26 protein-coding genes are annotated in these 26,194 nt (G+C 42.0%); 15 read left to right on the top strand and 11 right to left on the bottom strand.

Annotated features, from left to right (window positions below; translation table 11 throughout):
* The first annotated feature begins 457 nt into the window (after nucleotides 1–457).
* Nucleotides 458–1,555, top strand: a complete 1,098-nt coding sequence (locus KP803_RS15085; protein WP_248009680.1) for a hypothetical protein — start codon at nucleotides 458–460, stop codon at nucleotides 1,553–1,555.
* Between the two features lie 2 nt (nucleotides 1,556–1,557).
* Here the strand turns inward: KP803_RS15085 and KP803_RS15090 are convergent, their stop codons facing one another.
* Together KP803_RS15090 and KP803_RS15095 are read right to left on the bottom strand one after the other, a co-directional pair.
* Entirely contained in the window at nucleotides 1,558–2,244 is a 687-nt protein-coding gene (locus KP803_RS15090) for a helix-turn-helix transcriptional regulator (RefSeq protein ID WP_248009681.1), read from the bottom strand.
* 33 nt (nucleotides 2,245–2,277) lie between these two features.
* The gene (locus tag KP803_RS15095) at nucleotides 2,278–2,589 is read right to left on the bottom strand and encodes a hypothetical protein (RefSeq protein ID WP_248009682.1); all 312 of its coding nucleotides are present in this window, start codon (nucleotides 2,587–2,589) and stop codon (nucleotides 2,278–2,280) included.
* Nucleotides 2,590–2,879: 290 nt separating this feature from the next.
* On the opposite strand from KP803_RS15095, the gene KP803_RS15100 reads away from it, so the two are divergent.
* Nucleotides 2,880–3,479: a DUF1294 domain-containing protein gene (locus KP803_RS15100; protein WP_248009683.1), complete on the top strand. Its 600-nt coding sequence runs from the start codon at nucleotides 2,880–2,882 to the stop codon at nucleotides 3,477–3,479.
* A 73-nt stretch (nucleotides 3,480–3,552) separates the two neighbouring features.
* On the opposite strand, the gene KP803_RS15105 is transcribed toward KP803_RS15100, so the two are convergent.
* Both KP803_RS15105 and KP803_RS15110 read right to left on the bottom strand, forming a co-directional pair.
* The gene (locus tag KP803_RS15105; protein ID WP_248009684.1) at nucleotides 3,553–3,804 is read right to left on the bottom strand and encodes a DUF3297 family protein; all 252 of its coding nucleotides are present in this window, start codon (nucleotides 3,802–3,804) and stop codon (nucleotides 3,553–3,555) included.
* A gap of 96 nt (nucleotides 3,805–3,900) precedes the next feature.
* Complete coding sequence (locus KP803_RS15110) at nucleotides 3,901–4,395, bottom strand: DUF2867 domain-containing protein (RefSeq protein ID WP_248009685.1); 495 nt, start codon at nucleotides 4,393–4,395, stop codon at nucleotides 3,901–3,903.
* 461 nt (nucleotides 4,396–4,856) lie between these two features.
* Here KP803_RS15110 and KP803_RS15115 point away from each other — a divergent pair, with 461 nt between their 5' ends.
* From KP803_RS15115 to KP803_RS15125, 3 genes are all read left to right on the top strand, one after another.
* Complete coding sequence (locus KP803_RS15115; protein ID WP_248009804.1) at nucleotides 4,857–6,464, top strand: BCCT family transporter; 1,608 nt, start codon at nucleotides 4,857–4,859, stop codon at nucleotides 6,462–6,464.
* A gap of 263 nt (nucleotides 6,465–6,727) precedes the next feature.
* Nucleotides 6,728–7,450: an oxygen-insensitive NADPH nitroreductase gene (gene nfsA / locus KP803_RS15120; protein WP_248009686.1), complete on the top strand. Its 723-nt coding sequence runs from the start codon at nucleotides 6,728–6,730 to the stop codon at nucleotides 7,448–7,450.
* 269 nt (nucleotides 7,451–7,719) lie between these two features.
* The gene (locus KP803_RS15125; RefSeq protein ID WP_248009687.1) at nucleotides 7,720–8,580 is read left to right on the top strand and encodes a YdcF family protein; all 861 of its coding nucleotides are present in this window, start codon (nucleotides 7,720–7,722) and stop codon (nucleotides 8,578–8,580) included.
* A 13-nt stretch (nucleotides 8,581–8,593) separates the two neighbouring features.
* On the opposite strand, the gene KP803_RS15130 is transcribed toward KP803_RS15125, so the two are convergent.
* Entirely contained in the window at nucleotides 8,594–8,854 is a 261-nt protein-coding gene (locus KP803_RS15130) for a putative hemolysin (RefSeq protein WP_248009688.1), read from the bottom strand.
* A 185-nt stretch (nucleotides 8,855–9,039) separates the two neighbouring features.
* On the opposite strand from KP803_RS15130, the gene KP803_RS15135 reads away from it, so the two are divergent.
* Entirely contained in the window at nucleotides 9,040–9,972 is a 933-nt protein-coding gene (locus tag KP803_RS15135; protein ID WP_248009689.1) for an exopolyphosphatase, read from the top strand.
* 181 nt (nucleotides 9,973–10,153) lie between these two features.
* On the opposite strand, the gene KP803_RS15140 is transcribed toward KP803_RS15135, so the two are convergent.
* Entirely contained in the window at nucleotides 10,154–11,170 is a 1,017-nt protein-coding gene (locus KP803_RS15140) for a GGDEF domain-containing protein (RefSeq protein ID WP_248009805.1), read from the bottom strand.
* 131 nt (nucleotides 11,171–11,301) lie between these two features.
* Nucleotides 11,302–12,198, bottom strand: a complete 897-nt coding sequence (locus KP803_RS15145; RefSeq protein ID WP_248009690.1) for an EamA family transporter — start codon at nucleotides 12,196–12,198, stop codon at nucleotides 11,302–11,304.
* A gap of 123 nt (nucleotides 12,199–12,321) precedes the next feature.
* Here KP803_RS15145 and KP803_RS15150 point away from each other — a divergent pair, with 123 nt between their 5' ends.
* Both KP803_RS15150 and KP803_RS15155 read left to right on the top strand, forming a co-directional pair.
* Entirely contained in the window at nucleotides 12,322–12,807 is a 486-nt protein-coding gene (locus tag KP803_RS15150) for a MarR family winged helix-turn-helix transcriptional regulator (RefSeq protein WP_248009691.1), read from the top strand.
* A gap of 103 nt (nucleotides 12,808–12,910) precedes the next feature.
* Nucleotides 12,911–13,270 (top strand): MmcQ/YjbR family DNA-binding protein, encoded by a 360-nt coding sequence (locus KP803_RS15155; RefSeq protein ID WP_248009692.1) that lies wholly within the window; start codon nucleotides 12,911–12,913, stop codon nucleotides 13,268–13,270.
* Between the two features lie 137 nt (nucleotides 13,271–13,407).
* Here KP803_RS15155 and KP803_RS15160 read toward each other — a convergent pair whose 3' ends face one another.
* Nucleotides 13,408–14,325, bottom strand: a complete 918-nt coding sequence (locus KP803_RS15160) for a chemotaxis protein (RefSeq protein WP_248009693.1) — start codon at nucleotides 14,323–14,325, stop codon at nucleotides 13,408–13,410.
* Nucleotides 14,326–14,518: 193 nt separating this feature from the next.
* On the opposite strand from KP803_RS15160, the gene ppiC reads away from it, so the two are divergent.
* On the top strand, nucleotides 14,519–14,797 hold the full coding sequence (gene ppiC / locus KP803_RS15165; RefSeq protein ID WP_248009694.1) for a peptidylprolyl isomerase PpiC: 279 nt from the start codon (nucleotides 14,519–14,521) through the stop codon (nucleotides 14,795–14,797).
* Between the two features lie 582 nt (nucleotides 14,798–15,379).
* Entirely contained in the window at nucleotides 15,380–16,330 is a 951-nt protein-coding gene (locus tag KP803_RS15170) for a serine hydrolase domain-containing protein (protein ID WP_248009806.1), read from the top strand.
* A 127-nt stretch (nucleotides 16,331–16,457) separates the two neighbouring features.
* Here KP803_RS15170 and KP803_RS15175 read toward each other — a convergent pair whose 3' ends face one another.
* Nucleotides 16,458–16,796 (bottom strand): cytosolic protein, encoded by a 339-nt coding sequence (locus KP803_RS15175; RefSeq protein ID WP_248009695.1) that lies wholly within the window; start codon nucleotides 16,794–16,796, stop codon nucleotides 16,458–16,460.
* Between the two features lie 717 nt (nucleotides 16,797–17,513).
* Between KP803_RS15175 and KP803_RS21995 the strand changes: the two genes are divergently transcribed.
* Nucleotides 17,514–18,827, top strand: a complete 1,314-nt coding sequence (locus tag KP803_RS21995) for a DUF4397 domain-containing protein (protein WP_345791564.1) — start codon at nucleotides 17,514–17,516, stop codon at nucleotides 18,825–18,827.
* A gap of 108 nt (nucleotides 18,828–18,935) precedes the next feature.
* On the opposite strand, the gene KP803_RS15185 is transcribed toward KP803_RS21995, so the two are convergent.
* Complete coding sequence (locus KP803_RS15185; protein ID WP_248009696.1) at nucleotides 18,936–19,373, bottom strand: GlcG/HbpS family heme-binding protein; 438 nt, start codon at nucleotides 19,371–19,373, stop codon at nucleotides 18,936–18,938.
* Nucleotides 19,374–19,593: 220 nt separating this feature from the next.
* Nucleotides 19,594–21,234 carry a malate synthase A gene (gene aceB, locus KP803_RS15190; protein WP_248009697.1) on the bottom strand — a complete coding sequence of 547 codons (1,641 nt, stop codon included), beginning with the start codon at nucleotides 21,232–21,234 and terminating at the stop codon, nucleotides 19,594–19,596.
* Between the two features lie 313 nt (nucleotides 21,235–21,547).
* On the opposite strand from aceB, the gene gcl reads away from it, so the two are divergent.
* The 4 genes from gcl to KP803_RS15210 all read left to right on the top strand — a co-directional run bounded on the left by gcl (nucleotide 21,548) and on the right by KP803_RS15210 (nucleotide 26,163).
* Nucleotides 21,548–23,329 carry a glyoxylate carboligase gene (gene gcl / locus KP803_RS15195; RefSeq protein ID WP_248009698.1) on the top strand — a complete coding sequence of 594 codons (1,782 nt, stop codon included), beginning with the start codon at nucleotides 21,548–21,550 and terminating at the stop codon, nucleotides 23,327–23,329.
* 129 nt (nucleotides 23,330–23,458) lie between these two features.
* The gene (hyi, locus tag KP803_RS15200) at nucleotides 23,459–24,235 is read left to right on the top strand and encodes a hydroxypyruvate isomerase (RefSeq protein WP_248009699.1); all 777 of its coding nucleotides are present in this window, start codon (nucleotides 23,459–23,461) and stop codon (nucleotides 24,233–24,235) included.
* A gap of 68 nt (nucleotides 24,236–24,303) precedes the next feature.
* Entirely contained in the window at nucleotides 24,304–25,200 is an 897-nt protein-coding gene (locus KP803_RS15205; protein WP_248009700.1) for a 2-hydroxy-3-oxopropionate reductase, read from the top strand.
* Between the two features lie 345 nt (nucleotides 25,201–25,545).
* On the top strand, nucleotides 25,546–26,163 hold the full coding sequence (locus KP803_RS15210; protein ID WP_248009701.1) for a TetR/AcrR family transcriptional regulator: 618 nt from the start codon (nucleotides 25,546–25,548) through the stop codon (nucleotides 26,161–26,163).
* Nucleotides 26,164–26,194 lie beyond the last annotated feature (31 nt).

Genomic DNA, 26,194 nt, shown 5'->3' on the forward strand with positions numbered 1-26,194 from the left:
ATACCAACACTTCGTGTATCAAATGCGGTCATTTCATTAATGCTACAAGGAACCAAAAATAAACTCATGAATACTGACTTTTTCATTTACAACCCACTACTTAATTATATTTATACCGAATGGTATTTTTGTGGGGGGCGATGTTATCTATACTGCAATGATTTGTATATTGGAATTGAGTGCGCAGAAACAGTTTGAAATGCTTTTGTCAGAATTTAGTGATTTTTTGGTTCTTTTTTGGCGGGTTGGAACTGATGTATAAAAATATAGTTCCAAATAGAAGTGCATGGCAACTAGATGAAGTGCCATGTGTTGCTTTTTAGCATTAGGCGTACCATAAAATGCGCTTGTGACGAATCGGTCTAAGTCTCTTCTTTCCCGAGAATCTTAATCTAATGCCTAGGTGCTACGTGCCTATACTCATTTTGGTAGTCGCAAAAGCGTAATAGGGGGCAGTATGCGTAGCGCAAGATTAGTGTGGATATTTCCTTTAATATTCTTGCTTGTAGCAGGGCAGAGCATTGCGGGAAAGCCTGTTAAAAGTGATGGTACATACTTGGGTAATGGGTTTCCAAGTGGAGAGCATTTCAATTTGATGCTTCATGGGAAAAAAGACGATCACAATTGTGAAACCGAGATTGAGGTGACGTCAGTAACGGACCTGAACCTTGATGATGAAGTTACACCTACATGGGCTGTAGGTGATAAGTTTTTACCAGGGGAGTGTCCAGTAGAAGCAGGGGTTGAGTACACCTGTAGTTACGGAAATGTGGTGAATATGCCTCGTGGTAGTGACTCTATTCAAATATTGATGGAATCGGGAGCAAAAGGCCCGGGTAAAAAATCGGGTGGAACCGATCCTGATTTAGATTCAACAACACTACAAGTCACGGATAGCTGTACCGGTTACACTGGAAACGATCATGCTATTGTTAGAATACCCGAAGATCGAGATGGTTACGCGGTATATGCGCGAGTGTTAGGAAAACCAACCGATGATGGAGGACCCGATTTCTCAATAGAAGGTCGCGAAATTCCAATTATGGGGAATGACAGTGATAGTGATGAGGTTTGGCTACTCGGTGTTATTGATAATGAGGGTGCATTGATCCCTGCAACCTGTGATGAAGGTGGCTGTGAACTGAATCGTTGGGAAGACACGACGAAAGGCAAAGGCGTAAAAGGGGCGACCAATATTACAGGATTATTCAGCTTTATAGGCGAAGTCTGTTATTGGGATGACGGTGATTATTGTTTAGATGGTGCTGTTAATGTTTGTGAGGGTACGGAGTTTTGCTGCTCAATTGTGGATGATTACGATTTAGGTGACATAGAATACAACGGGACAGTCTACGATTGTAGTAAGGCAACTGACGATGAACTAGAAGCTCTGGCGTGTAGTGTCGAGTCAGCTGAAATGGAAACATTACATTGCCGAACTTATACAGAAGAAACATGGATCTTCAACATTAATGACTTTGTAAATGTACTATTTGATATAAATAACGATGCTTACAATGTTCAAATTAGACTATATCCATTACCGTTAAAGTAAGGTTAATCTGGCGGTGAATATTGAGCAATATAGTGAGTAAGGGATTTGGAATCACTGGTTTCAAATCCCTCTTCTAATACAGCTAAAGATTCAATTCTATCCAAACGAAAATGTCGATAATCATCTCTAAGTTCACACCAAGCGACGAGCGTCCAGTTCTTTCCCCAAAATATCTGTCCCAGTGGCTGTAAGATACGTTCAGTTTTAGAGCCATTCTCTGCGGTATATAGCATCGATACTTTATGGCGTTCATCGGTTGCGTGTCGCAGTAGTTGACCACGTTTGGCTGTGTCCGATTGAATATGATAATCGGGTACTAGTATAGGAAATTCTTCGACTTGTTTTTTGAGCTTATCGGGTAGCACAGACATGATTTTGGTCGATGCGCTGCGAGACGCATTGGCGAGCTCTTCATCTGACCACGCTCTGACCATCCTCATACCAAGTTCAAGTGCTATCATCTCTTTTTCTGTAAACATAAGCGGTGGTAGGTGAGAGCCAGCTTGCAGTACATAACCGACCCCCGCCTCTCCATGTATGGGGACACCGGAGCTGATTAGGGATTGAATATCACGATAAATGGTACGTTCACTGACTTCCATCGTCTCTGCGAGCTCCGCGGCAGTGGTTGCGAAGCGTTTAGAGCGTAGTAGAGTCAGTAGTTCAAATAATCGTTCTGATTTACTCATTTTCATCCCTATTCATTGTTATTCTCTAACTGCCTACCCCTGGCATGAACTCATTTTAATCACTTGGTGCTTCATATCTACTGATTCAGGGTCAATCAGTGACATAAGAGGCTGACAATCAGGGCAATTCATAAACTGCTCTCCAGCAGATTTTGCTTCTTCCATTGATTTCCAATAAACCGTGTCAGTCCAGTGACCACTTTCTTCATTGTGACTGAGTGAACGATATAAAAAACCAGGTAAAGAAGAAACAAAAGCTTGGCTCTTTTCTGAAGCTTGAATGAATTCTTGTTCACTAGAAGTAGATAGAAGATTAAAGCTTACCATTTCAATTACTTGACACATGTTATGTCCTTATTTATTTCAGTTGATTTTTCGTTTTAGCAACGTGACTTGTCGTTTCGCTGCGTTCGAAATAATCATAAGGCACGAGAATGTCAGAACCTGTCAGGAGTGTTTTATTTATTATATGTGATCTAGTTCTTGCTAATTGTTGCGTATGACATCTAAGCTATTTGGTGTTCAATATATAACCACAATTAATAGGCATCGAAGAATGCACTACGTGGATATTGAAATCGTCAATGGTTTAGGCAAGGGCAAGTGTGATGATAAGCACTTGTAAGGAAAGGATTATGTCGATTGTAGGAACGATCTCAGAGTGGAACGATATAAAAGGATATGGCTTTATATCGGTCGATAAACAAGCGCCACGTATACTATTTCATGTTTCTGATTTATCAGGGCATAGCCAGCGACCCCGTATCAATGAGCGGGTACATTTTACCTTAACTAAAGATGCACACGGAGCATTCATTGCCAAGGAAATCGAGCGGCCACTTATATTTGGTTTCTCATTAGCCGTTACTGTCTGGTTTACCACGGTACTATGTTCCGCTGTTTGGTTGCTCAACTACCCCTTAATTTCATTACTCTATTATGCGTTTTTTAGCGCTACTACCTATCTTCTCTATCTATATGAGCGATCGGCTACGATTGAACACAGTACCCGAATACCAGAACCGATATTACACCTCTTCGCGGTTAGTGGCGGCTGGCCAGGGGCGGCGTTGGCTCAGTCTTTACTTCGCCATAAAAGCAATAACGTGAATTTTGCTTATGGTTTTTGGTTAACTGTTGTTGTGAACGTATTGGTGTTTGCGTGGACATTTACCGATGTTGGTGAGAAAAAACTCTATGAATTGATCAACGCAATTCAAGTCATGGTGATGTAACCCTAAGCCTTTACTGAATGACATAAAAAAGAGCCCTTGTTAGGGCTCTTTTTAGGTTCGAAATGTCTTTCAACTAGTCAATGTAAAAAGCTTCAACTGTGCCTTTTAATTTGATAAGGATTGCTTGGCCATTGCGGTCTAACGCTTTTGGAGAAGGGATCTTCACCCAATTTTCACTGATGCAATACTCTTCAACATCGAAACGCTCTTTACCGTTAAGCTTAATACCAATTCTGTGTTCAAAACACTCTGCAATATGGTGCGGGCTACGAGGGTTGCCTGCAAGGTGATCGGGTAGGTCTGGGCGTGATGTAGTGTCAGTCATATACGTCATCTATAATTAAGAAATTGTGCGCCATTGTAGACAATAGTTGGCCTGCGCTCAAGAAGTCGAGAGACCTAAATGCAAGATTAACATGCCCTAGTGACTTAAACCCTTCAATGAACTCGGGACGATAATCCGATGGACTGGCGCGACGAAAAACATGTAAACCTTGCCAAACCAATTATGCACATGGACAACGGTGGTCGCGTGAACCTTTAATTCTTCACCGTAAGGTTCAATTAAAAAAGACAACCGAACATCTAAATGCTTATCACAATCTTCTAGAACAATCTCATTATCCAAATTAGCAACTACGTTAAAAATGCCGATGGTGTCTCCCGGGTTAACGTCTTCGCTTTTTAAGTCGTGCGAAAAGTCATTCATCTGCCCTAAATGTTTTAGCCCCATTTTAGAGACGATCCAATTACGTAATGCCATTAATCGGATGACCCACGCAGGGGTTGTCTGAGCAACTTTTGCATAAACATCAAAGGCGGTTTGATTACGATTGGCGATGGTTATGGAATAGGTGTCTTTGAAGTATGCATCATCGACAGAGCTTCGCAGCAAGGAATTATTTGGGATCTGCACTGATATTTCCTTATTTTCAGTCGTTCTCTTAATGAGTGAACTTAAGCTTGATGAAAGTGATGTCCAGACAATAACACGACGATAAATGGAAAGGGTTGAATAGGAGGGTTAATAACAAGGATGACTCATTTTAGAGAACTCATTGTTATCAATTCATACTTGCTAACCATTAATGAGTAGTCATGTTGGCGGTACTAATATAGACTCTCGCGCTAATTTTGAGCACCACTAAATAAAGTGATGTATTGATGGCCAATAGACGCCATTCTCTAACTCCGTACTGTCTCTGTTCGGTGATGAATATCATTGAATAATTAAGCTATTACAGCGGTGAAATGTACGAATTTAGACCGATTACCGTGATTGAAGTAATAATGCTGCAATCACATAAAAAGTACTAACAAATCAGTACTTTTATCCCTCTGGCAATAACTAAGGAGTTACTTATTAGTAACGACATGATGTCTCCTGATGGCAAAGTATCAGCAATTTCAACTGACTATCAATTAGGTCAAGATAATATCGCACTTAAAGTCGGCCCATTTGGTTTAGACATCCATAACCGAGTTTTTCTCATCTCCGCTCTCTCCATTGTATTATTTGTTTTATTTACTCTTATTCTAGGTGAAGGCGCTGGCGTTCTTTTTACTGATCTTCGAAGCTGGGTAATTTCCCAATTTGATTCATTTTTCCTAGTTGCAGGAAATATATTCATTTTGGTTTGTTTTGGGCTTTTGCTTTCTCCATTAGGCAAAGTTCGCATCGGTGGTACAGAAGCGACCCCTGACTACTCCTATTCTGCTTGGATCTCCATGCTATTTGCTGCCGGAATGGGTATTGCACTCATGTTTTACGGTGTTGCAGAGCCTCTAGGGCACTATAATGCAGCACTAGGCGGCATTGTAATAGAAGATGGTGTCCGAACCGACTGGGCTCCAATTGGCGCTGCTGGCGGTGATATGGCTGCTGCTCAAGCATTAGGCATGTCCGCGACTATCTTCCACTGGGGCTTAAATGCGTGGGCAATTTATGCAGTACTTGCATTGAGCCTAGCGATATTTGCCTTTAATAAAGGCCTACCGTTAACCATGCGTTCGGTTTTCTACCCAATTTTTGGTGAACGAGTTTGGGGCTGGACAGGCCATGTCATCGATATCCTTGCCGTGATCACAACTTTGTTTGGTTTGGCCACGTCTTTAGGTTTTGGTGCGGCTCAAGCTGCGGCAGGGTTAAACTTCCTATTTGGTATAGAAAACTCAACGACCACACAAGTCATCCTTATTATCGCTATTATTTCAGTGGCGATACTTTCTTGTTGTGCAGGTTTAGACGCGGGTGTTAAACGTTTATCTCAACTCAACATGGGACTCGCTGCAATATTGTTGCTTTTCGTTGTTGTTGTAGGCCCAACGCTTGCTATTGCGACAGGGTTCTTTTCAAGTATGGCGAATTACGTGAAGGATCTCCCTGCGTTATCTATGCCGTTTGGTCGTGAAGATGAAAACTTTAGCCAAGGTTGGACTGTGTTCTACTGGGCGTGGTGGGTATCTTGGTCTCCATTCGTTGGCATGTTCATCGCTCGTATTTCTCGCGGTCGTACGGTTCGTGAATTCATGACGTGTGTTTTGGTTGTTCCAACACTGGCTTGTGCTTTATGGTTCTCTTCTTTTGGCACGACGGCCATCATGAAGGTTCAGCAAGGCTTTGATAGTATTTCAGAAGCGGAATTACCACTGCAACTGTTTGCGATGCTCGATACTCTACCGTTATCAGAGATCACTTCGTTTATTGCGATCATCTTGGTTATTGTCTTTTTCATTACATCGTCAGATTCTGGTTCGCTGGTTATCGATACCATTTCTGCGGGTGGCAAAGTCGATGCACCGACGCCTCAACGTATATTCTGGTGTAGCCTTCAAGGGTTAGTTGCTATTGCTCTACTTATTGGTGGCGGGCTAGGTGCACTTCAGGCAATGGCAATCTCAACGGGACTTCCATTTACCGTTATTCTGCTACTTGGCTGTTTCTGCTTAGTGAAAGGCTTAATGAGCGAACATAAAGTTAGTTAAACTAGTTAATAAAAGCTAGTTAGTATTAATTAACACTGACCGAATAGCTGCAGGTTTGCGGCTATTCGGTATTTTCTCACGATTTCCCCTCTCTTTTCTCATCATATTTCTAGCTGTCTTTTCGGTTTTCTGCCTCTATTCATTGAGCTTTCTATAGTGTCATTTTCAATTTTTAACTCTTGTGGTTTACGCTTTCCGAAAATATCGCTATCGTAACTTTAACCAAAGTAGGGAATGGCATTACAGGGAGCGTCATATAGCTTATGAACAATACGATTGAGACCATTTTAAGTCATCGTTCTATCCGTAAGTTTACTGATCGGGCTATCGATCCTAAACAGCTTGAAACGATCATACAGGCAGGGCTTGCCGCCTCTTCATCCAGTTTGTTGCAAGTGGTATCGATTATTCGGGTGACCGATAAAAGTAAGCGAGCGCTGCTTGCTGAATATGCCGGTAATCAAGCGTACGTTGAAAGTGCAGCAGAATTTTTAGTGTTTTGTATCGACTATCAAAGACATGCAGCTATAAACCCCAAAGTGAAAGCTGACTTTACAGAACTGACGCTAATTGGTGCGGTTGACTCCGGAATTATGGCGCAAAATTGCTTACTGGCGGCTGAGTCGATGGGATTAGGTGGGGTCTATATTGGGGGATTGCGAAACAATGCTCAGCATGTAGACGAGTTATTATCGCTGCCTCAAAACACCGCAATACTGTTTGGCTTATGTTTAGGCGAACCTGATCAATCACCAGAGCTAAAGCCTCGTTTACCTGCTCATATCGTTTTGCATGAAAACAGTTATGAACCGTTGAACTTAGGCGATATTGAACAGTACGATGAAACAATGAAAGCCTACTATTCGTCGAGAGGCAGTAACCAAAAGCAAACGAGTTGGTCGCAGCAGGTGACAGGTAAGCTATCTGGAGAGTCTCGTCCACATATGTTGAGCTATCTAAATAAGAAAGGGTTGGCTAAGCGCTAATTTAATCACTTTAACCCCTACTTTAGGCCAAGTTCTAAAGCCCTAATAAAACGTTAGGGCCTTTATTTTAGTTGGGTTACTCACAGATAATTATCACCCTATCCAATAAGCTTTTCGCTTAAATATACTTAACTGGCGCCTAGACCCCCATATATCCGTTTCGAATAGCAAACACTTCGAGAAATTTAAAGTTACGTAAGAGAGTTTGATTGTGTCTGGTACACTGGCAAAATTATCGAGTATGACTGATTGAGTTAGAGACATTATTGATGGGTATTCAGAACGTTATCATTATTTTGGGAAAGCGCCTACAAGGGAACAAATTAACCTTGGAGGGAAAGAGCCGCGTTGATGCGCTCATCAATCACCTTCCGAATGTTAACCCCAATGATACTGCATTGTTGTTTTGTGGTGGCACCACCAACGGCCAAACCCTGTCTGAATCTCAAGCTATGTTTGACTACTTTATGTCATCATCTAGCACTTCCATATTTCCTAAGCACCAAATTGTACTAGAGCAAGATTCGACAAGTACTGTTGAGAATATTCAACATGGTTCTAAAGCTCTATTGGATAGTGGTTTGGTTGATGGTGACACGGTTTTAACTGTCACTTTTGTTTCGAATGAGTATCACCTTGGGCGAATTTTTGAAATTCAGAAGCTTATGGATGAGCAAGGTTTGTTAGGCGTATTGTGGAAAAAGTGCTTGGCGCTAGGAGTCTCACTTAATATCCCTTACCAACTTGAAGAGCATATTGCGGTCCCTTACCCTTATCATGGCCCCAACGCGAGTTTATTTTTGTATGTAGAGTCGTTGACGACCTATCGGGTTTACTTAGAAGGGGTTGTTGCTGGGGTATTTGCGCGTAATTTGGATCTGGTTAGAGATGTTCCTTATAAGCTAGCTCTATCAGCGTTAGAAGAAATAAAACGGTTACTGAATGGCAATGATGATTACATAGCATTGAGGCTTCTCATTGCAACATTGGAGAGCGTTGTAATAGAGACTCATCCAAACAGGTCAATAAAAAAGGTAAGGGAGTATCTCGCAGTGCTAGATACAAACCTTACCTTATTGAATCGCTATTTAGATCCAGAAAGTGAATTAAACACCCGCTGGTGGCGATAATGACTCTCGACGATTATTTCTCTTTCTCTTGTTCTTGAGCATTGCGGTAATATTCCCATTGCTCCATTCGTTCTTCATCGGAAAGAACACAGTAAGTCACACGTATCTCATTTTCAGTGACAGTTTCGAGTTTACCATCTTGCTGAACACAGTAAACTGAAGCTGGATTTGCCATAGACGTATACTCTTTAACCTCATATTCATCAGGTTCGCTTGAGCAGCCAGCCAGCACAGCAACGGCTGCTAAACTCGCAAAAATATAGGTTTTTTTCATTATGTTCTCCAAATAAACACCTTTATGTCTTAAGTCAGTATAAAAGAACCTTTAAAAAATATTGTGTTAAGTTTGTCAAAAAATTGAAGATGTCTAGAATTAAAGCAAGTAGTACCTTAATGATGCATTGATTTGAAAAATAATGCGAAACCAAGGGAACATAAAATACCAAGTAAGGGTCAAGGATGTCAGTGAAGAAATTTCGTTTAGTTACTCGCAGTGATTTTGATGGCTTAGTCTGTGCCGTACTATTAAAACAGCTTGATCTTATTGAAGAAATTACGTTTGTTCACCCTAAAGATATGCAGGATGGAAAAGTAACTATTACAGAAAATGATATTGTTACAAATCTTCCTTATGTCTCTCATGCGCACCTAGTGTTCGATCACCATCTTTCTGAAAAGCTGCGCAATCCCGGTGAACATAAGAACCATATTATCGAACCCGATACGCCTTCAGCAGCACGTGTGGTTTGGAACTATTACGGTGGTGTTGAGACGTTTCCAAACGAGTGGCTTGACATGATGGAGGCCGTTGATAAAGGGGACTCTGCGAACTTTACTCGTGATGAGGTGCTTGACTCAACAGGGTGGAACTTACTCAATTTCTTAATGGATGCGAGAACTGGGTTAGGTCGTTTCCGCGAGTTTAGAATCTCGAATTATCAACTCATGATGGATCTAATTGATTTTTGTAAGACACATTCGATAGAAGAGATCCTCGACTTACCCGACGTGATGGAACGAGTTAGCATGTATCGCGAACATGAAAACTTGTTTAAAGAGCAAATTGTTCGCTGTGCAACTGTTTATCATAATTTAGTTGTTCTTGATCTTACCAAAGAAGAGACAATCTATGCAGGGAATCGGTTCATGATTTATGCCGTTTTCCCGCAATGCAATATATCCATCCATAAAATGTGGGGCTTTCAAAAGCAGAACATTGTCTTTGCAACGGGTAAATCGATCTTTGATAAAGGCTCAAAAACCAATGTAGGCGAACTCATGCTCAAACATGGTGGGGGTGGGCATAAAGCTGCAGGTACTTGCCAAATTAGCATTGAAAAAGCCACCGAAGTAGAGCAAGAATTGATTGAAAGAATAACAGGGGATGGTTAACACTATAACTAGGCGTTGGATTCAGGCATAAATGGTTGAGGAATAAACTGTTCCGTTATAAACGCTTCAGCGATAAATTAGAGAGGCACAATATACTAGTATTGTGCCTCTATTAGTTTGACTGTTTTGACTCAAGTGCACCTAGGAACATCACGGTGATTTGGCGTTCGATGATTGGGCCTTAAAGTGGCATTACACGGTTTCTACCTAGTTGCTTTGCTTCGTACAGTAGTGCATCAGTTCGATCAACCAGCATTTCAACGGAGTCCCCTTTTTGGAACTCTGCTACTCCGAATGAAGCGGTAATATTCGCAATCTGCTTACCAGAGCGGCGATCTTTGATTGAGAGCTTTTCAAGGCCTCGACGAAGTGTTTCGGCGAACTGTCGTGCAATTCTAATAGATTTATTGGGTACAACTAAAGCAAACTCTTCTCCGCCAAATCGATAGGCTGTTATGCCTTCTCTACAACTTGTCTGTAGCCTTTTCGCTAACGCCCTAATGACGGTATCGCCAAATAAGTGCCCATAGTTATCGTTAAAGCTCTTAAAGTGATCGATATCAAGCAAAATAAGGCACATAGGTTGCTCTGCATGACAAAGAGAAAAAAGGTCTGCATCAAATGCTCTGCGATTGTAAAGGCTTGATAGACTATCAAACAGTGCGTCTTGCTGAACTTCAGCAAGCTGAGACTTTAGCCGAGAGATTTCTTGTGTTGCCGTACTGAGTTGCCCGTTCAAAAAGTCAGTTGAATTTCGAATCTCTCGAGATTCAGAAACCAATTGGCGGATGACCCCCATGACTTCATCAATCGATAAACCTTCTTTCTCTACGCGACTAAGATCGGTAAAGCTTTTGTCTATGAACTGAGAGAATGAGGAAGTATCAGAAAGAGTATCCGTCATTGAACTGGCAACTTCGTTCACCAACACTTCAATATTTTCTCTAAGATTAGTGAGGTCCGTTTCAGCCTTATCAGCGACATAATTATTATACAGCTCTTTTCCAGCTGCTGGAGGGCACAGGCCATAATTCTCGACAAGCATGTCGAGCTCCTGATTGAGTTCAGGGTTACTTTCATCGACGTAGGTGTACCATACTGCATAATTTGCAGGCGTTGCAGCAACGTGATTTTTCATCATCAATGGCACTGCTTTTTTCAAATTTGCAGTCGATTTCTTGAAGTCGTCGCTCGTCATTTCTATTTTTGCTGCCATAGCTAACAAATACTTATAAACCTAAGATTAGTTGATTAATTGAATGTTTGCTTCAAAACTGTCCGCCTATTTTAGCAATTGTGATCACGATGAATAGCCAATAAAATCAAGCTTTAGCCAACTTTAATTGCGGTTGGAGATTTAACCTGTCGAATTGCTATAATAATCTGCGGTAGTAGAGACATTACAATCATGCCAAACATTAGCGCATATTGATAGGTAGTAAATGAGTCACCTATTAGTAGCAGACCACTGACGATTCCAGCAATAGGATTCGCGATGCTACCAAACGTGAAATCAACGACCGACATTTTCTGTAGTAACCAAACATACATGCCATAACTCAGTGCCGTGTTAAAGCCAACCACCCACAGTAAACCTGCAAAGTTATTACCATTAAAATTGTTGTATACATCAATATACGGTGTTGAATCGATAAAGAAGTGAAATAGTGACGCGAGAGACAAAATGACACCACCTATCACGAGCTGCCATGTTAATACTCCCCACCAATCCATTTTATTACCCAATGACTTTGTAATGGTACTTCCAACAACAATACACATGATGGCTGCCAACATTGCCCCTAAGCCAATGGGGTTGAGGCTAATTGAGTTTGGATCAAAAAGTAGCCAAGCCAAAATGACTAAAGTGATACCTGAGAATGCCTGAAAAACATTGGGGCGTTTTTTCCCCACTAGCCAATGAAACACCATAGCAACGACGGGAACAGAGACCATACCGACGCCAGAAATAGCAGAGGGAAGCGTCAGCGCCATCACAAAGATTAATCCGAAGAACGTTGCAATGTTGATCAGCCCAAGGCTAAAAAGAACTTGCCACTCTCCTTTTTTAGGCAAGGTTGGCTTAACCATTAGCAGTAATAAACCTGCAGGAAGCGCTCGCAAAGCACCTAGCAGCAGGGGAGGCCAGTTCGGCAGCGTGTACTGCGTGACGGCATAGGTTGTGCCCCAAAAAAAAGCTGGGATCATTGCTAAAAGTATATTCATTATTTAACTATCTTCACGTTAAGATATTTTTATGGGAATTTACGCTTAAAATCACGGCTTGTAAAGTATCTTTATGTTAAGGTATTTTTAAGGTGAACAATTTTCTTTACGGATAGAGTAATTATGGATGCAATTGAACGTGTTGTAGAGCAATGGGCAAAAGAAAAGCCAGAACTGGATACTCAACCAATGGCGATGCTAGGGCGCTTACTCCGTGTTTCAAAGCACTTGGAAACTCATGTGGCTGACAAACATAAGCAGTATGATCTGAAGCTTGGAGAGTTTGATGTACTTGCAACGCTAAGGCGAAGTGGCAAACCCTTCAGCTTAACGCCTTCTGAATTGATCGATTCGATGATGTTGACCTCTGGTGCGATGACAAATCGTCTAGATAAACTCGAAAAGAAAGGCTTGATCGAACGAACTCACAGTAAAGAAGATCGTCGCAGTGTATTTGTAAAGCTAACCAGAGATGGCCTAGTACTTATTGATGAAATGATGACTGAGCATGTTGCGGTTCAGACTCAATTAGTAGACTCTTTATCTAAGACTCAAATGAAACAGATGAATCAGCTGTTAACAACTTGGCTGGCACGGTTTGAGTCTTGATCTTGCTTGTCATTGCCGCTGTGTTTTGAGTTGTTGATGTGACTGATTGTCGATGCCATAGATAATAGTTAACACCCCAGAAGTGGATGAGGAAGAATAAGATATGGAGAGTCGCCAGTTAGAAGAGTTTTTGATGCAGTTTGTCGCGGCAGAACAAGACTTTCCTTTTGGCCCAGAAGTAATGGTCTTTAAAGTCAAAGGGAAGATGTTCGCACTGCTTGGTGAGCGAAACGGCCGTTATTCCGTTAACTTAAAGTGTTCTCCTGAAGATGGAGAAGTTCTTGCCAGCCAGTTTTCGGGGATTAGTCCTGGCTATCACATGAATAAACGCCATTGGATAACCGTTGATCTTAGCCATGATGTTGAAGTGTCGATGATCAAAGATCTCTGTGAGCGATCTTATCAATTGGTGGTCAGTAAGCTTAAGAAGTCAGATAGGGAAATGCTAAATCCGTCGGTTTAACCCTTTGAAGTTAACCCGTTTGAGTTACCTATAGAGAGTTAGGTTGTCATTACATGACATGAAAAACTAAATATGCTGAGCAACGAGCTCAGCATATTTCTATCAGTGAAGGAGTGACTTCTTAGTAAATTTAGTCACTACGCCGTTTGCTTACTCTCTTCAATATGTTTTGCACCTTTCAGCATGGCGCTAATTAACTCACCCGCATTAAACTTTTCCAGAGCCTCATGAGCGCCGACTTGGTGTGCGCGTTCAATACAGATTTCACTCGACAGTGAAGTATGCAAAATACAGTATGCACTGTCTAAATCGGGAGAATTTTGTACTTCAAAAGCAAGCTCATAACCATCAAGTCCTGGCATTTCAATATCACTCACGAGAAGATCAATCGCCATGTCTGAAGAGGATTGTTTTTTCATCAGCTCTAAGGCGTCTAATCCATTTTTACAGATCTGATAAGGAATATTGATTCGATCGAGCGCGTCGGAAAGTTGCTTTCTGGCAATTGAGGAGTCATCAACAAGTAATATGTTGAGAACTTTTAGGCGTTCACGCTCTATATCAGTGAGCATTGGAATATTGGCTGATTCATATTGAGGGTAAATCTTAGAAAGTAGTAATTCGACATCGAGCATCTGTACGATTTGCTCATTGTGACGGGTGATTCCTGTAACAAAGACATCTTTACCTGTCGTCTCTGGTGCTGATTCAATAGAGCGCCAGTTACATTCAATAATTTTCTCAATAGAGCGAACCATAAACGCCACAATGGTGCGCAAACAGTCGGTTACGATTAAGTAGCAGCTGTCATACTCTTCAGGTTGAATTGGTCGAAATCCGATGGCGGCTGCCATGTCGATAACAGGAACGGTCAAATCGCGAATGGTCACTGTACCCACAACGTGATGGTGAGAGTAGGGTATTTGAGTCGTCGGCATATAGGGAACAATTTCCCTTACCTTTAGAGTCCCTATAGCAAACAGTTGTTGCTGTGCGTTAAGGGTGAACATTAGCATACCTTGTGACTGGTTTGCTTTACTGGGAGTTTTAGCCATGACGTCTCTCAAAATAAACTATCTATAATAATACTAACCTATTTTACCTTGCTATCAATGCCGCACCGTATCGAAAATGTTACGAGTAATATATTTATTGATCTGACAAGGTATGCAAGTTAGATGAAGATCCCACTTGGTTCAGGTAGAATCTCGGGCATTGAGTCGTTAGATATCAGAGCAGAGAATAAACATGGCAAGTACCGCAGCAGCGCTTCACATTTTAGTTAAGCACAAAGAGCAAGCAGAAGACATTATCAAGCAGCTGAAAAAAGGCGCAAAATTTCAAACGCTAGCGAAGAAGTACTCTAACTGTCCATCAGGTAAAAAAGGCGGTGATTTAGGGGAGTTTCGCAAAGGTCAAATGGTGCCTCAATTCGATAAAGTTTGTTTTAGTGGTGAAACACTCGTGCCTCACTTAGTAAAAACGAAATTTGGCTGGCATGTCGTGAAAGTGCTTTACAGGACATAAGGCTTGGAGTCTTTACACACATTGTGAGATGAATTGCTAGAGCCTTAAATATTACTCGATGGCAGATGCATTCTGATCTGCCTTGAGTGAGTTATTTGTGCTCCTAGCCATTTGAGAGTATATGCTGAGCATATCAAGTGACCCTCTTTTAGTATCCTATTCCCTAATCATAATACTCGGCACGAGCAGTGCTAACCCCGTTCATGCTTTATCTAAATCTAAATCTAAATCTAAATTTAACGGATGCGGGTGAACTTTTTAGTTATGACTCGCGAAAATAATCTGATCGATGGTTTAACGTGGGGGTACTGACCTCTACGATGAACTTACTTAAATTTCGTTATGATAAAAAACAGACTATTAATCCATATGTTCAGTTGGGCGGTGGTTGCAGCCTCATTAACTATGCTATTGAATGTCTATCATGAGAGTTTATTGAATGAAAAGACTTTCAGTTGGACACAAGAAGGGAAACAAAGTGATTGGGTCGTCAGTTCACCGGAACAACAAGGTTTTAACCCAAGTGAACTTATCAAGTTACACAAAAACGTAACACAAAACTCAGCTAAAAAAGTTCAATCAATGTTAATAGTTCGAAATGGTAATCTTATTTTCGAACGATATTATCTGAATAGAAGCTCCCCTGATGGAACTCCGATGCCAGACCCATATCCGCCGGCTCCAGATACATTTCATCATATGAAGTCTGTAACGAAGACAGTCACTGCAACTCTGATTGGCAATTTATTATATCAAAACTCCATCGCTAGCGTTGATACTCCTATATTTGACTACTACCAAGATGATAATGTCCCCAACATTGATTCCAAGGCAGATATCCTTATAAAGCATGCGCTTGATTTTAACAGTGGTCTTGATTGGACGGAATGGAATACCAGAAATAGTGATGCGATGAATATGTGGTTATCTAACGATCCATATGAATACATTTTTGATAAAGTCGTACTTCATACCCCAGGAGAAAAATACGTCTATCAAGGAGCGATGAGTGTGCTATTGGGTGGATTGATTGAGAAGGTTACAGGACAAAGCTTGAAAACCTATACAAGCGAAACTCTATTTACTCCTCTAAATATTGTAAATTACCATTGGTTTCCTCATGAGGTCACTGGGGATTACTTAGGCTCTTCCGGATTGTATTTAACGTCTAGAGACTTTGCTAAGTTAGGTCAACTCTATTTGAATAAGGGGCTTTGGAATGGTCATCGTATTTTTTCTAAAAAGTGGGCGAGCGAGAGCCTAGTACCGAAAGGGCGCTTTTGGGAAGATAGAACGATTCAATATGGGCGTAATTGGTGGTTTCCATTAATTAAAGTCGGAGATGAACGATTATTGATAGCAGGTATGAGGGGCGCAGGTGGGCAAGATATGTTCATAATGCCTGAATTACAGCTTATTTTTCTGATTACATCAGGTAGCTACCAACAACAAGACGAAAACTATCCTCTAGACCTAATCGCAAACTATCTTCTTCCTTCTCTTAATATCACTAATGCTAAGCACTACCCTTGATGCTTCTTTGTATCTTCGAGCTAGCTAAAGCGGTGCTAGCTCATCTTTGCCCTCTATTAACAAACGAAACGATGCGGATGAACGGATAAGGATGTCAATTCACCGATTCCAACTTAATGGATGATTTTCAGTCCATTCGGGTTATAAAGGTTTTCTCGTCATCCACAAAAGCCACAAAACCGTCGTGGTAGATAAACACTCGGCCACGCCCCTCAACTAGGCAGGCAAGCTGTGGGTTCAAATCTTCTTTGTTATCGTTGCTTTGATAGGTGCCGGTATCGGTGATGACGCCGCTGAATGTGGGCAAATGCCCGTAAGTGCGCTTGGCTTGATCAATCAGGCTTAATTCGCTATCGGTAGAGAAGCAAGATGGAATCGCACTGGCTTCTTCGATAAACATAGTTTTCAGTTCTTCAAAAGCTGTAATCACTAGCCAGTCGATGCCGTTAACGTGATGGATAAACATAGAGTTTCTCAATAATTCTGATGCGGGGATTCTATCACTATCAGGGAAGAACGTAGTAGAGATTTAGTTTTAAAGGTGGTAATTCTGTGCTAGTTCAGGATATTCAATTGGCTAACTTGAAGCACGAAAATGCCTCATTGTTTGCTAACTTAATAAGTCAGAAGTCATAAAAGTTAAGAGCCAATTTAGTGGCTCTATAACACGTTATCAATCTCGTCGTAACTTAAAAGTGCGTAAAATTGGTTGCCAGCTTGGCGTATTAAGAAGATATTGCTATGAACATGTTATTGAAGTTCTATACCGTATATAGAGCTAAGACTAATTGGACATGAATGCTTTTTTTACTGCAATAGTTCTAAGTCAATTTTAGTATCAAAGAGGATAAGATCCTTTTCAATACATCCATTAAGCATCGTCAATTATTTATATAGCCATTGGTTACGTGATGTTTGAACACGAACGAATGAAATAAATCTAGATTATTTTTGATCTTTCCTAACTTACAAGCCGTACATATCTCTGGTAGCACAACAGTATTAAATGGTCGTTGTGGTTGGTATTAATATGCATCTCGATTTCATTGCTTAAATGCCATTCAAATAGCGAACTGTCGGCCTACCTAACCATGAAGTAGCAGTCAATATTTTTGAAGAACCGTCTTCAATTACGCTACTACTTTGTCTAAAAAAATGAGGAAAGGGCAATGATGTTTAAAAAATTTTACCAATCGCAGTTTTAGTCAGCGTTGTTGCTGGTTGCAATAGTGATGGAACAACTACAAGTTCTCTACAAGCCGTACACTCTTCAGTCGATGCTCCGCTTGCAAATGTTTGGTTAAATGGTGCAGCACAATGGGAAGGTGTGGATTATGGTATTGCTTCGGGGTATAGCAATGTAAATTCCGGTAAGAATACCGTATCTGTTGAAGTACAGCTTCCCGGTGGAGCAACCACGACGGTTATTCCAGAGACCACTCTGTTTTTAAATGCCGCAACAGACTACACGGTGATGGTCGTGGGTGACGCAGATGGTTCAAGTAACTACCCTGTTGATGCTTTGGTTATTACTCGGCCATCAAAAGGGATGGCAGACAACAGTACTCTTGACGTTCAAGTTGTCCATGCTTCTGCTGGTGTCCCTGATGTGGACTTGTACGTAACAGCGCCGGGTGCTGATATTAATTCGGCTGCAGCCCTTGATACGCTTGCCTTTAAAGATGATACCGGTGTGCTAAACATCGCGTCGGCGACCTATCAAATTAGACTGACATTAGCCGGAACCAAAACCGTTGCTTTCGATTCAAGTTCGGTACCACTTTCTGCAAACAGTGAACTAACGATAGCAGCGATTCCAAATCAAGATAGCGATGGTAGCTCACCTGTGAAGCTACTAGTAATGGACGGGACTGGTTCTTCGCTAATCTATAATGTGACTGAAAAAGCGGAAATTCAGGTTGGTCATCTTGTTGATGATGCGCCAAGGGTGGACGTATCGCTAAACGGCAGTGAAGCAGTATCTGATTTGGACTTTAAAGACGTGACTAATTACACAGCAGTAACTGCAGATACGTACGATATTGTTGTCTATCAAGACAACACTCCAGGCTCCCCAGTAATTGAGGAAGAGGGTGTTGCTTTAAATGGGGGGAAAGATTACGGCGTATTTGCTGTCGGTGAGCTTGCCACGATAGAAGCCTTACTTATAGAGGTGGACAGAAGACTTGTGGCAACCAGTGCAAAGCTTAATGTTATCCATGCAGCACCTTCAGCTTCAGTCGTCGATGTTTATCTTACTGCGTCGACAGATATCTCTACTGCTGACCCTGCTATTAATGATTTTGATTTTAAAGATAACCTTCAAGGTGTCTACGTGGCTGCGGGAGACTATTTCGTTACCGTAACGGCTGCTGATTCTAAAATACCTGCAATTGGTCCAGCAGCAGTCACGTTGGAAAACGCGAAAGTGTATCAAGCGACAGCAATTGATGACGGTGCTGGATTCGATCTACTAGTTAATGACATTACTGATTAGTGCGAGGAATGTTTTGAAAACGTGAGATTGAAATAAAAAGAGCCAATCATTTGAATTGGCTCTTTTTATTTAGGTAGTAAGATTTGGTTGGCTTTATAGAAAGACTTTCTAAGCCACCATCTCATCGCAGAAGAGCTTTGCGTGGTCAATTCCGTTTAATGCGCAGCTTTCATCAACATCGGAAAGGTCGCCACTTACTCCAATCGCACCTAAAACCGTGTTATTAGCATCGCGAATCAGTAATCCTCCCGGTACGGGCACCATATTACCGTGGGCAAGGACATTCACAGCGGAGATAAACGCAGGTCGTGCATCAGCGTCTTGAGCGAGCTTTCTAGATGAGCAACCAAGTGCGAGTGCTCCCCAAGCTTTAGCTACTGCTATGTCAGGACGCATCATACTAGAACCATCTTGACGCTGGAGTGAGATGAGCTTTCCACCACTGTCGAGTACAGCAACTGTGAGTGGGGCGCTATCGGTTTGTTGCCCAGCTTTTAACGTACCATCAATAATGGTCAAGGCTTGTTGAAGAGTTAAACTTCCCATGTTATCTCCTAGTCTGTGATTGCCATCCACGCTGTACGCAATGAAACGTAGAGAGTTTTATGCCAATCGTACTAAATAACTGGTCATTTTAGCGGGTTAAAAAGCTCGATAACTGCGTTAGAATTTTTGATTGTAGATACACTACTTGTCGAAAAATTCCGCCTTGTTCTCTAGCATTTTTCCCGCGCTATTTTTGATCACTCACTTAGTATGATTGGTATTAGCTCCTTTTAAGAAGCGGATAGCTTGGTAAAGTTAGGAAGTTGGCGAACTGTTTTGCTGTTGAAAGATCATAGAAAAGATCCGCGGTCTCTTTGAATCGACCAGCAGCATAACGAGCTTCTCCGACTTCTTGTGAAATAGTGTCTAGCTCTTGATAGAGCCATTTGTGTAGACGTTCTTTGGTAAACGGTTGACCATCATCTAATGTGATCCCGTGATGGATCCATTGCCAAATGTTGGCACGCGAGATTTCAGCGGTTGCGGCATCTTCCATCATTCCATAGATAGGGACACAACCTAAACCTTGAATCCATGACTCAATATAATAAAGAGCAATACGAATGTTTTTACGAACACCTTGCTCATCACGTCGTCCAGTGCATGGCTTAAGCAGTAAGTCAGCGTCAATGGTGTGTGTTGGTCCTTCAAAATCGAGCTGATTTATCTTTCCGCCTAGATACTTATTAAAAGTCGACATAGCAAGGTCAACTAAAGCAGGATGTGCAACCCAAGTACCGTCATGCCCGTTGGTTACTTCACGTTGTTTATCTTCGATCACCTTAGCCGTCACCCCCGCCATTTTTTGGGGATCTTTGTTTGGTATAAAGGCAGACATCCCTCCCATAGCGAGAGCGCCACGCGTATGACACGTGCGAACCAACAGTTGGCTGTATGCATTCAAAAAGTCCTGGTTCATACCAATGCCATGGCGATCTGGTAAGATGCGATCAGAGTGATTTTTTAGCGTTTTAATATAACTAAAGATATAGTCCCAGCGGCCACAGTTCATTGCCACGATATGATCTTTCATCGCGTATAAAATTTCTTCCATCTGGAACACGGCAGGGAGCGTCTCGATTAATACGGTGGCACGAATCGTTCCTCGTTCTGTATTGAAGTAGTCTTCAGTGAAACGGAAAATATCATCCCACCATTGCGCTTCTTCCATACTCTCTAGCTTTGGAATGTAATAATAAACACCAAGCCCTTTTTCCGATCGGCTTTGGTAGTTATGGAAAAAGTACAATGCGAAATCCATAAGGCAGCCAGCAATCGCTTCTCCTTTATAGGCAATTCCTTTTTCCGGTAGGTGTATACCACGTGGACGTGCAATTAACTGAGTATGCTGTGCATTGAGTTGATAATGCTTGTTCTTAGCGGTATCGGTATAGCTAATGGTTCCACGGTTGGCATCTCGAAGGTTTACTTGCCCGTCTATCATGTTTTCCCATGTAGGCGCAGAGGCATCTTCGAAACAGCACATGAATACTTTGGCACCAGAGTTCATCGCGTTGATCACCATTTTGCGATCAATCGGTCCGGTAATTTCTACTCTTCGATCAAGTAGCTGGGCTGGAATATCGGCTACTCGCCACTCTTTATCTTCGCGAATATGCTGAGTGTCTTGGCGAAAGTCTGGCAAAGCACCTTTGTCATACTCGGCTTGGGCAAAGTCGCGAGTATTCAACAAAGTGTTTCGTCGTTCTTGGAAGTTTTTTACTAACTGATGTAAAAACTCGATAGCAGGCTTAGAAAGGATCGCTTTGTATTCTGGGTTACTATGTTTTTCTAATATTTCCAGCGTAGAGCTCTCTTCTCTAGAAAGCTCGGCACGATCCGCGATGTCATGTGAATTCATTGTTCGTCTCCTTAAACAATACCGATTGAATTTTGTATACAAAATCAAATTTACATGTCTACTTATATGGTAATTTTAGTCAACAATCAAAGTAATTTTAACAAATTATTATCATCGAATTTTCTGTGAAATTAATTTAACGTGAAGATAGTTTATATAAAGCTATGTTGTGCAGCACTTGCGAGGTTAGTAACCACTTAGTAAAGCTATTGGATGTTATCTTGATGTTAAATTATTTCTTGCCAAAATCTCATTTAGGTTCATAGTGTACAAAGTCGTTTTAAATTGTATACAATCCGAAAGGGAGATTCACATGGCTAGAATGAAAGCAATAGAAGCTGCGGTAGAGGTACTAAAACTAGAAGGCGTTGATATTGCCTTTGGTGTACCGGGCGCAGCGATTAATCCAATGTATGCCGCAATGAAGAAGTTAGAAGGTATTGATCATGTGCTGGCACGCCATGTAGAAGGCGCTTCCCATATGGCGGAAGGGTATACACGTACAAATCAAGACAACATTGGTGTTTGTATCGGTACATCTGGCCCTGCAGGCACGGATATGATTACTGGTCTTTACTCTGCATCTGCAGATTCGATTCCAATTTTGTGTATTACTGGTCAAGCACCAAGAGCAAGACTGCATAAAGAAGACTTCCAAGCTGTCGATATTGAAACTATTGCTAAGCCAGTAACAAAGTGGGCAACAACCGTACTAGAGCCAGCTCAAGTACCACGCGCTTTCCAAAAAGCGTTTCACATTATGCGCTCTGGCCGTCCAGGCCCAGTTCTTATTGATTTACCAATCGATGTTCAATTGGCTGAAATCGAATTTGATATTGAAACGTATCAACCTCTAGAAGCTTACAAGCCAAAAGCAACAAGAGAACAAGCAGAGAAAGCGATGTCGATGATGTGTGATTCTGAGAATCCACTTATCGTATCGGGCGGCGGTGTTATCAATGCTGGTGCGTCTGAATTGCTACAACAATTTGCTGAAATTACGGGTGTTCCAGTTGTACCAACACTAATGGGTTGGGGAACAATCCCAGATGATCATGAGCTAATGGTCGGTATGGTTGGTCTGCAAACGGCTCACCGTTACGGTAATGAAACCATGCTTCAATCAGATTTCGTATTTGGTATTGGTAACCGTTTTGCAAACCGTCACACTGGTTCACTGGATGTTTACACTAAAGATCGTACGTTCGTGCATGTAGACATTGAACCAACGCAAATTGGTCGAGTTTTCTGTCCTGATTTAGGTATCGTTTCTGATGCAAAATCAGCTTTGGAAGAGTTAATTGAAGTCGCAAAAGAGTGGCGTGATAAAGGCATTCTGCCAAATCGCAGTCAGTGGGTGAATGAGTGTCAGCAACGTAAAGCAACGATGCTGCGTAAAACGCACTACACAGAAATACCAGTGAAACCAATGCGTGTTTACGAAGAGATGAACAAAGCGTTTGATCGCGAAACTTGTTATGTAAGTACGATTGGCTTGTCACAGATTGCTGCTGCACAAATGCTTCACGTTTATAAGCCGCGCCACTGGATCAACTGTGGTCAAGCTGGCCCATTAGGCTGGACGATCCCTGCTGCGCTAGGTGTTCGCGCTGCTGATCCAAGCCGTCCTATTGTTGCTATCTCGGGTGACTACGATTTCCAATTCATGATTGAAGAGCTAGCAGTGGGTGCGCAATTTAACTTGCCGTACATCCACGTGGTAGTGAACAACTCTTACCTTGGTCTAATCCGTCAAGCGCAACGACAGTTTGATATTGATTACTGTGTTCAATTGGCGTTTGAAAATCAAAACGCACCTGAGCTAGAAGGTTACGGTGTTGACCATATCGCCGTTGTTGAAGGTTTAGGCTGTAAAGCTATTCGAGTTCGAGATCCCGATCTTCTGCCTCAAGCATTTGAAGACGCAAAAGCGCTAATGAACAAACACAAAGTACCAGTTGTTGTTGAGGTCATCCTAGAGCGCGTAACAAATATCGCTATGGGTGTTGAAATCAATGCCATCAACGAATTTGAGTCTCTTGCTGAAACACTGGAAGACGCACCAACAGCGGTACGTAATAACTTAAGCAAGTAGTCATTCGACGAGTAAAGCTCTTATTTAGGCGGAGAGCCTGATTAAGAAAAAGTAACAACCTATCGCATATAAGGCTCCACCAATGTGGTTAACACTGCGGTGTTATATGCGATAGCCAAGGAGAAGATTATGCCAAAATTTGCTGCCAACTTATCGATGCTTTTCAACGAAGTTGATTTTCTAGACCGTTTTAAAGCGGCCTCAGACGCAGGCTTTCAAGGGGTTGAGTACCTATTCCCTTACGATTTTAGTGCACAGGAAATCAAACAGAACCTAGATACTTACAAGCTAGAGCAGGTTCTATTCAATCTACCTGCGGGTGATTGGGCTGCGGGTGACCGTGGAATCGCTGTGGATCCTAACCGCGTTGCAGAGTTTCAGTCTGGAGTTGCTCAAGCAATTGAATACGCCAAAGTATTGGGTTGTACTCAAATCAACTGCTTAGCCGGTATTGCACCAGAAGGTGTGACTGAACAAGACGCGTATTCAGTACTCGTGATTAACCTAAGATATGCCGCTGAAGCACTAAAAGCGGAAGGTATTTCGATGGTTATCGAGGCAATCAATACTCGTGATATTCCTGGCTTTTTCATCAACAACACAGAACAAGCGAAAGGCATCATCAAAGAAGTAGGCAGCGATAATTTGTCTCTTCAATATGACATCTACCATATGCAGATCATGGAAGGCGATTTGGCGCCAACCATGACCAATAACATCGCTCAAATCGGTCACGTTCAACTGGCGGATAACCCTGGTCGTCATGAACCGGGAACGGGTGAAATCAACTATCCATTCGTATTAGCTCACCTAGACAGCCTTGGCTATACAGGTTGGGTTGGGTGTGAATACAAACCAAAGACAACAACGACAGACGGCTTAGATTGGCTTAATCAGTATAACTAAACAAAGACAGATAATTGAACTGACGAATTAAATAGAACATTTCAATGTCGAGTTATGGAGAACAGAATATGAAAATTGCATTTATCGGAACAGGCATCATGGGTAAGCCAATGGCTGAAAATCTGCAAAAAGCAGGTCATCAGTTGGTATTTACTGACCACTTTAACCCAGCGCCGCAAGATCTAGTTGAAGCGGGCGCTATCGTTACGCATTCGCCAAAAGAAGCGACCCAAGTGGCTGACGTAATTATCCTGATGGTACCCAATACCCCGCAAGTCGAAGACGTTCTATTTGGTGACAATGGTGTAGAGCAGGGTCTGGGTGATAATGCAGCAAGCAAGCTGGTTATCGACATGAGTTCGATCTCTCCAATGGCGACGCAAGCCATTGCTAAACGTGTTAAAGAGAGTGGCGCTCAATACCTTGATGCCCCCGTATCTGGCGGTGAAGTCGGTGCCGTTGGTGGTACGCTAAGCATCATGGTTGGTGGTGACCAAAGCGCATTTGATGTTGCTAAACCATTATTTGAAGTGATGGGTAAAAACATTACGCTTGTTGGTGATAATGGTGCGGGTCAAACAACGAAAGTCGCAAACCAAATCATTGTTGCACTTAACATTGAAGCGGTTTCTGAAGCATTAGTCTTTGCTTCGAAAGCGGGTGCTGATCCGGCGCGCGTTCGTCAGGCTCTATTAGGCGGCTTTGCAAGCTCAAAGATTTTAGAAGTGCACGGCGAGCGTATGATTGAAGGGACGTTTGATCCGGGCTTTAAGATCGCCCTTCACCAGAAAGACCTTAACTTAGCGTTAACGGGCGCTGAAGAGCTCAAAGTTGCGCTGCCAAATACGGCGAATGCACAAGAGCTATTTGGTGAGTGTGCAGCGCTAGGCGGTGAAAACTGGGACCACTCAGCACTGATTAAAGCTATAGAAAATCGTTCTGACCACTCGATTCGTAATAAATAGAGTCGATTAATCATTGAAGTAAAAGACAGCAACGAAGGCTAGTATCTTGGCTGTATCGATAGTCGCAGCCGAGATACCCCTATAGAGTGATTACTTGGGCAGGCGATCACTCGTATTTTTCCTCGCAAATCGCGTAGTTTCGTCTCCTTTTATGCGCGTTCCCGTCCCTTGAAGCAGAAGTGAATAGGCGCTTCACCTATTCTTTCTTAGCAGGCGCTTTTGATTCAAGGTCGGGATTTTTTCATCCTGCTTTATCCCATAAATAGTTTTAACTCTTTATATCTATTGGACTTATCAAACAAATTAATTACTATGGCAAAGAAGACCCTATGGATAGGTAAACGCATGTCTCGGATTAGAGAGAAAAATCAACAGCTGATTATTGAAGTTGCCAGTGAGCAGTTCGCCATTAATGGCTACGCGGCAACGAAAATGGTCGACATTGCCAAAGCTGCCAACATTCCGAAGCCCAATGTTTTTTACTATTTCAGTAGCAAAGATAAGCTCTACTATGCTGTATTAGAAATGGTGACTCAGCCATTGTTAGAGGCATCACGCCCAATTGAGCATCTAGACAACCCTGTCGAAGCACTGACTCAATATATTCAAACTAAACTCCGTATTTCTCGAGATTACCCATACGCTTCAAAAGTATTTGCTAATGAAGTGATGTCGGGTGCAAAAGTATTGCCCCTTGAAGTTGGCGAGGAGCTGTTTAAGCAATCACAGATGATTATTGATAAGTTTACGTCATGGTCAGAGAAGGGACTAATGGACCCTGTTCCTCCTCAGCATTTGATGTTTACCATATGGGCGGCGACACAAACCTACGCTGATTTTAGTTGGCAAATCTGTAATGTGATGGAAAAAGAAACGTTAGATACTGAAGATTATGCAGATGCAGCAGAGTTCTTAACACAACTTGTAATTAAAGGTTGTGGAGTAAAAAGCGCGACGGAATAGCTCTAACTTAATCGCGCCTTTGTACGTACAG

The sequence above is a fragment of the Vibrio amylolyticus genome (assembly GCF_023145695.1).
In the GTDB taxonomy this organism is placed as follows: Bacteria; Pseudomonadota; Gammaproteobacteria; order Enterobacterales; family Vibrionaceae; genus Vibrio; species Vibrio amylolyticus.

Excerpts from the sequence above, each read along its gene's own strand:
- hyi (WP_248009699.1), top strand. The coding sequence starts at position 23,459 with ATGCCAAAATTTGCTGCCAACTTATCGATGCTTTTCAACGAAGTTGAT.
- KP803_RS15105 (WP_248009684.1), bottom strand. The coding sequence starts at position 3,804 with ATGACTGACACTACATCACGCCCAGACCTACCCGATCACCTTGCAGGC.
- gcl (WP_248009698.1), top strand. The coding sequence starts at position 21,548 with ATGGCTAGAATGAAAGCAATAGAAGCTGCGGTAGAGGTACTAAAACTA.
- KP803_RS15170 (WP_248009806.1), top strand. The coding sequence starts at position 15,380 with ATGTTAATAGTTCGAAATGGTAATCTTATTTTCGAACGATATTATCTG.
- aceB (WP_248009697.1), bottom strand. The coding sequence starts at position 21,234 with ATGAATTCACATGACATCGCGGATCGTGCCGAGCTTTCTAGAGAAGAG.
- KP803_RS15115 (WP_248009804.1), top strand. The coding sequence starts at position 4,857 with ATGTCTCCTGATGGCAAAGTATCAGCAATTTCAACTGACTATCAATTA.
- KP803_RS15085 (WP_248009680.1), top strand. The coding sequence starts at position 458 with ATGCGTAGCGCAAGATTAGTGTGGATATTTCCTTTAATATTCTTGCTT.
- KP803_RS15210 (WP_248009701.1), top strand. The coding sequence starts at position 25,546 with ATGTCTCGGATTAGAGAGAAAAATCAACAGCTGATTATTGAAGTTGCC.
- KP803_RS15175 (WP_248009695.1), bottom strand. The coding sequence starts at position 16,796 with ATGTTTATCCATCACGTTAACGGCATCGACTGGCTAGTGATTACAGCT.
- KP803_RS15185 (WP_248009696.1), bottom strand. The coding sequence starts at position 19,373 with ATGGGAAGTTTAACTCTTCAACAAGCCTTGACCATTATTGATGGTACG.
- KP803_RS15090 (WP_248009681.1), bottom strand. The coding sequence starts at position 2,244 with ATGAGTAAATCAGAACGATTATTTGAACTACTGACTCTACTACGCTCT.
- KP803_RS15140 (WP_248009805.1), bottom strand. The coding sequence starts at position 11,170 with ATGACGAGCGACGACTTCAAGAAATCGACTGCAAATTTGAAAAAAGCA.
- KP803_RS15130 (WP_248009688.1), bottom strand. The coding sequence starts at position 8,854 with ATGAAAAAAACCTATATTTTTGCGAGTTTAGCAGCCGTTGCTGTGCTG.
- KP803_RS15205 (WP_248009700.1), top strand. The coding sequence starts at position 24,304 with ATGAAAATTGCATTTATCGGAACAGGCATCATGGGTAAGCCAATGGCT.
- KP803_RS15150 (WP_248009691.1), top strand. The coding sequence starts at position 12,322 with ATGGATGCAATTGAACGTGTTGTAGAGCAATGGGCAAAAGAAAAGCCA.
- ppiC (WP_248009694.1), top strand. The coding sequence starts at position 14,519 with ATGGCAAGTACCGCAGCAGCGCTTCACATTTTAGTTAAGCACAAAGAG.
- nfsA (WP_248009686.1), top strand. The coding sequence starts at position 6,728 with ATGAACAATACGATTGAGACCATTTTAAGTCATCGTTCTATCCGTAAG.
- KP803_RS15100 (WP_248009683.1), top strand. The coding sequence starts at position 2,880 with ATGTCGATTGTAGGAACGATCTCAGAGTGGAACGATATAAAAGGATAT.
- KP803_RS15160 (WP_248009693.1), bottom strand. The coding sequence starts at position 14,325 with ATGGCTAAAACTCCCAGTAAAGCAAACCAGTCACAAGGTATGCTAATG.
- KP803_RS15095 (WP_248009682.1), bottom strand. The coding sequence starts at position 2,589 with ATGTGTCAAGTAATTGAAATGGTAAGCTTTAATCTTCTATCTACTTCT.
- KP803_RS15155 (WP_248009692.1), top strand. The coding sequence starts at position 12,911 with ATGGAGAGTCGCCAGTTAGAAGAGTTTTTGATGCAGTTTGTCGCGGCA.
- KP803_RS15135 (WP_248009689.1), top strand. The coding sequence starts at position 9,040 with ATGTCAGTGAAGAAATTTCGTTTAGTTACTCGCAGTGATTTTGATGGC.
- KP803_RS15125 (WP_248009687.1), top strand. The coding sequence starts at position 7,720 with ATGGGTATTCAGAACGTTATCATTATTTTGGGAAAGCGCCTACAAGGG.
- KP803_RS15145 (WP_248009690.1), bottom strand. The coding sequence starts at position 12,198 with ATGAATATACTTTTAGCAATGATCCCAGCTTTTTTTTGGGGCACAACC.